The 4902-nt window shown below is 65.7% G+C and carries 3 protein-coding genes and 2 pseudogenes; all 5 read right to left on the bottom strand.

Annotated elements, in window-relative coordinates; genetic code table 11:
• A pseudogene (locus tag BFP96_RS00560) lies at positions 1-349 on the bottom strand (ABC transporter permease); the annotation flags it as partial.
• Positions 349-1053 carry an ABC transporter ATP-binding protein gene (locus BFP96_RS00565; RefSeq protein ID WP_065935379.1) on the bottom strand — a complete coding sequence of 235 codons (705 nt, stop codon included), beginning with the start codon at positions 1051-1053 and terminating at the stop codon, positions 349-351. The pseudogene BFP96_RS00560 and the gene BFP96_RS00565, both read right to left, overlap by 1 nt.
• Positions 1053-4043 carry a serine/threonine-protein kinase gene (locus tag BFP96_RS00570; protein WP_065935380.1) on the bottom strand — a complete coding sequence of 997 codons (2991 nt, stop codon included), beginning with the start codon at positions 4041-4043 and terminating at the stop codon, positions 1053-1055. Before BFP96_RS00570 ends, BFP96_RS00565 begins: the two co-directional genes overlap by 1 nt.
• On the bottom strand, positions 4040-4759 hold the full coding sequence (locus BFP96_RS00575) for a PP2C family protein-serine/threonine phosphatase (RefSeq protein ID WP_065893985.1): 720 nt from the start codon (positions 4757-4759) through the stop codon (positions 4040-4042). Before BFP96_RS00575 ends, BFP96_RS00570 begins: the two co-directional genes overlap by 4 nt.
• A pseudogene (locus BFP96_RS28600) lies at positions 4760-4902 on the bottom strand (type VI secretion system-associated protein TagF); the annotation flags it as partial.

The following is a 4902-nucleotide window of genomic DNA, read 5'->3' on the forward strand; positions in this document are numbered from 1 at the left end:
GCAGCGGGTCACCCGGCGCGGTCGGCAGCATTTCCAAAACCAGGGCACCCACTTGCGCGGTCGCCGCAATCTGCCGCGTACGCGGTATGGCAAACGCCACATCGCTACGCCGGCCAAGCTGCTCGACGAAAGCGCTGCTGAATCGACCGCCGCCCAACGGAATAATTTCACGGGTCGCGGGGTCGGTCTCCAGGCGTTGGGTCAAACTGCCAACCAGTCCAAATTTCAGGCCAAATAACACCAGCAACGGCGCGATGACTGCCACCAGCGCCAGCACCGAGCAGGCCGACAGCCACGCATCGTCGCGGTAGTCCTGCCAGGCAAGGGACGCCACCAGGCCGATGCGCATCAGCAGGCCTCCCCGAGCGTGGCGGTGACACCGCCGTCGGCATCGCGACGGCAACCGATGCGGCGCACCTGCAAGCCACTGGCGCGGGCCAGGGGTTCATCATGGGTGGCGATCACACAGGCGGCGCGGTGTTCACGGGCCTGGGCCAGCAGGGCTTGCATCACGCGCTCGGCATTGAGCGGGTCCAGGGACGCCGTCGGCTCGTCGGCCAACACCAGTTGCGGTGCATGGGCCAGGGCGCGGGCGCAGCTCACGCGTTGGCGCTGGCCCACCGACAGCGCCGCCGGACGCTTGTGCAGTTGATCGCTGATTTGCAATTGCTCGGCCAGGCGCGCCACGCTGCCGTCATCCTTCAAACCCAGCAACTGCCGGGGCAAGGCGATATTGCCGCGCACATCGAGAAACGCCAGCAGCCCGCCGGTTTGCAGCACATAGCCCAAATGCCGGCTGCGCAACTGGGCGAGATCGGTTTGCCGGTCGGCGCGCCACAGCCCATCGATGTCGATCCGGTTGAGTTCGAACTGCCCGATCCGGTCCGGCGCCAGCACCAGTGCGAGCATATCGAGCAAGGTGCTTTTGCCGCAGCCGCTGGGCCCGACAATCGCCAGTTGCTCACCCGCGCGCAGGTGCAGCGCCGGAATTATCAGGCTATAGCGCTGGCTGCCGACGCCCCGGCTCTTGTGCACCGCGTTCAGGCTCAGCATCACGGCAGCGTCGACAACGGCACGCGGTACAACGCATCGCCCGGCTCGGCATCACCGAACCGCACCCAGTTGGCCAGGTCATTGTGGAAGGTCTCGTAGAGACGGATTTTCGAATCCAGCTCGTCGATGAAATCCTCCTGCTCGGCCACACTCAACGACAACCACAGGTCCTGGGTCATGTTCAGCGACTTGCTGCGGTACGGCAGCCCCTCCAGGTACTCGCCCAACAGGCCGCCGTCGGCCAGGTTGCCGCCCTTGCGCAGGGCTTGCGGGTCACGGCTCATGTAGGCCGAGGCGCTGGCGATTTCCTGGAAGAAGTCCTTGGGCGAGCTTTGGGTCTTGCGCGCCGCATCCACGATCAACTTCAGCGACTGTTGCAGGTCGTTGAGTTGCAGCTTGGTCAGCATCACGCACACCTGGAACGCCGGCAGCGCCGGGTTGGTCAGGTCGCGGTCGGCGGTCCAGGCGCTGACCAGTTGCGGCGCCTGGCTGGCGGTCTTGCGGCCGAGGAAGTCCATGTGCATGGCATAACCGACGGCTGCGGATTTGTCCGCCAGGCTCGGCGCGGCACTGAGTAACGGCACCGGCTGCGGCGTGTTGCTGCGCACCTGATGCACAAGGTTGGCAAACACCGTGCCGATCTCATCGACGCGCTCGCCCAGCTTGCGCACATCGCCGCCCGGCACGGGGGTGTACAGGTCGCCGATCTGCGGGTTGGCGTCGGCGGTGAGGACGCGATACTGGCTTTCGGCGCCGGCATGGGTTTTCTTGCCGGCATCGGTGCGCAGATGCAGCGCGTAGATCTTGATCTGCTTGCCCAGCGCCGCCTGACGTACTTCGGCTTCGTTCATCTGGGTGGCCGCGAACGGGTCGTTCTTGCGCAGCGCGCCAGCATCGGAGACCAGCAGGATGATGCGCCCGCCGTAGCCGGACCAGTCCATGCCGTCCACCGCCTGCATCACGCCGGCAAACGCGTCTTCGTTGAACGAGTGGCTGGACACCGTCGAGGCCTTGACCTGCCGCGCCAGGTCGAGGAAACGCTGCGGATCGCGGCCCTGGTCGAGGGTGATCAGGGTTTTGGCCACGTATTCCAGGCCGGGGGTTTTCTTGATGCTGTTGCGAAAGCCCACCAGGCCGAAGCTGACGCTGTCCAACTCGCCGCGCTCGGCGATGCGTGTTTGCAGCTCGTGGACCACATCGCGCACTTGATCGATATAGGGCTGCATCGACACGGTGGTGTCGACCACCAGCACCACGGCGGTACGGAAGGCGTCGGCATGGGCATTGATTGCGGGCGCCGACGGCTTGGCGACTGCGCTGCTGCCAGGGTCGATGGACGCCACGTTAAGCAGCTGCACCGGCTGGCCGTTTTCGTCGAAGCTCTCTTTGGAATCAAAGATCGGCAACAGGTAAAACTGGTTTTGCGGCACCGCGCTGGCGGTGGGTTCCAGGGCCAGGACTTGCTGGTTGTCCTCGCGGTTGTTCTGCGCCCTGGCCAACGCGCTTTTCGCCGCAGCCGGATCGGCCAGCAGTTTTTCCACCTCGCCGGACTGGCGCAGGAACATCACCGGCGCGCGCCCCGAGCGTTCGGTGAATTTCAATACCAGGCTTTGCTTCCAGTCGCTGACCTGGGCGGCCGGCAGCCAACCGTCGCTGCGCCCGTCGGTGGCGGCGCCGACACGTACCCACGGGCTGCCGTCGATGTCTTTGCGTTGGTAGACGTAGAGCACGGAAAACGCCGGCAGCGCCTTGCCCGGCGCGCTGCCCGCGTCCGCTGAAAGCTTGGCGCCGGGTTTGCTGAGCACGCGCTGGAACAGGGTCTTCTTGCCGGCCATCAATAACGGACGCTGGCCGCCATCAGCCAACGCGACCGCCGCTGGCGGCACCGCTGCAGGCGCCTTTTCAGGCACCACGGCAGCGGGCGGCTTGACCGGCTCGTCGGCGCCGCTCAACCACCAATAGCTGGCACCACCGATGGCCAGTGCCACCGCAACCGCCACGGCGGCCAATGCCAACACCGGCCCACGGCGCTGTTCGGACGGGGCGTTGTGCTGCGTTGGCGTCACGACCGGTTGGCGCACTATCGGCTGCGGCTGCGGTTTGTCGGTGGGTATGTCGACGGTGACAGGCGTGATGCCCGCCAAGTCAAAACTCAGCGGGATCGGCAGCGGCCGTACCAAGGTGGCCTCCGACGAGTCCGCCGGCAGGTTGTCCAGGGCCAGCACTAATGCGTCGGCATCCGGATAACGCTCCGCCGGGTCCTTGGCCAACAACTTGCGCAGCACCTCCTGGTAACGGCCGTGGTGCACCGGCAATTCCGGCAACGGCTCAGTCAGGTGCGCGAGCGCCGTCGAAAGCGCATCGGTTCCGCGGTAGGGCAACTCGCCGACCAGAATCTCGTACAGCACCACGCCCAGCGCATACAGGTCGGCGCGACCATCGATCTCCTGACCGCGTGCCTGCTCCGGGCTCATGTAGCTCGGCGTGCCCACGGCGAAACCGGCCTGGGTGAACTGGGTGCGGTCGTCCAGGGACTTGGCGATACCGAAGTCCGACAACACCGCCGTGCCATCGGCGCGGAACAGGATGTTCGCCGGCTTCACATCGCGGTGCACCAGCCCCTGGGCATGGGCATAACCGAGCGCCGAGGCAATCTGGCGGATCAGCGTCACGCCCTGCTCCGGGGTCAGCCCGGCGGCAATGCGCTCTTTGAGCGTACCGTTGGGCAGGTACTCCATGGCCATGTAATACAGCTCGCCGACATTGCCGATGTCATGGATGGTCACCGTGTGCGGGTGCGACAGGCGCGCCAGGGTTTTGCCCTCGCGCAGGAAGCGTTCGCAGAACGTCGGATCGGCCGCCAGGGCCGCCGCCATCACCTTCAACGCCACCTTGCGTTCCAGCGAGCGCTGGGTCGCCAGGTAGACGTTGGCCATGGCGCCTTCGCCGATCTCGCCTTCGATAACGTAGCCCGGGATCTCGATCTTCATGAGGAGACCTTCACAACGATCGTGGTGATGTTGTCCGGCGCGCCGCGATTGAGCCCCAGGTGCACCAGGCTGCGCACGATTTCATCCGGTGCGTCGTGGCCGAGCACTTCGCCAATCTCATGATCCTCGACGGTCTTGGTCAGGCCGTCGCTGCACAGCAGGTAGCTGTCGCCGGGGGCGATCAACAGCTCCACCGACGCCACGTCCAGTTGCGCTTCCACGCCCACTGCGCGGGTGACGATATTGGCGCGTGGGTGCACGCGGGCATCGGCTTCGCTGAGCAGGCCGCTGTCTTGCAGGTCCTGCACGTAGCTGTGGTCGCGCGAGAGGCTTTCCAGCTCACCGTCGCGCAGGCGATACAGGCGACTGTCGCCGGCCCACAGGCACACCCCGCGCAAGCCGCGCGCGGCCAGCACCACTACGGTGCTGCCCATCATGGTCACGCCACGGTTGGCGGTTTCTTCACGTACCGCCGCATTGATGCGGATCAGGTCGTTGCGCAAGGCGGCCGCGTATTCGTCGAGGGAGCGCCCCACCGGGACGGCGCGCAGGCTGTCGACGATCAGGCTGCTGACGTAATCCCCCGCCGCGTGCCCGCCCATGCCATCGGCGACCACCCACAGGCGGTTCTCCGGCAGCTCCAGGCACGCATCTTCGTTGACCTGGCGGACCATGCCCACATGGCTTTTGCTCGCGGATTTGTAAGTCGCCCCCATCTACACCACACCTTCTTGTCCGAGCAGAAACTGCGCAAAATCGCTGGCGGCAGGCAAGCCCTGACACCGTAATAAACCGGGAGAAATACGCTGCGAACCGCGTCCCCACCACAGGCTGGCGCCTTCGCAGGCTTGTTCGGCCA

This window comes from Pseudomonas sp. 34 E 7 (assembly GCF_900005715.1).
Lineage (GTDB): Bacteria > Pseudomonadota > Gammaproteobacteria > Pseudomonadales > Pseudomonadaceae > Aquipseudomonas > Aquipseudomonas orientalis_A.

Coding starts and splice junctions, on each gene's coding strand:
- BFP96_RS00565 (WP_065935379.1), bottom strand. CDS start 1,053: ATGCTGAGCCTGAACGCGGTGCACAAGAGCCGGGGCGTCGGCAGCCAG.
- BFP96_RS00570 (WP_065935380.1), bottom strand. CDS start 4,043: ATGAAGATCGAGATCCCGGGCTACGTTATCGAAGGCGAGATCGGCGAA.
- BFP96_RS00575 (WP_065893985.1), bottom strand. CDS start 4,759: ATGGGGGCGACTTACAAATCCGCGAGCAAAAGCCATGTGGGCATGGTC.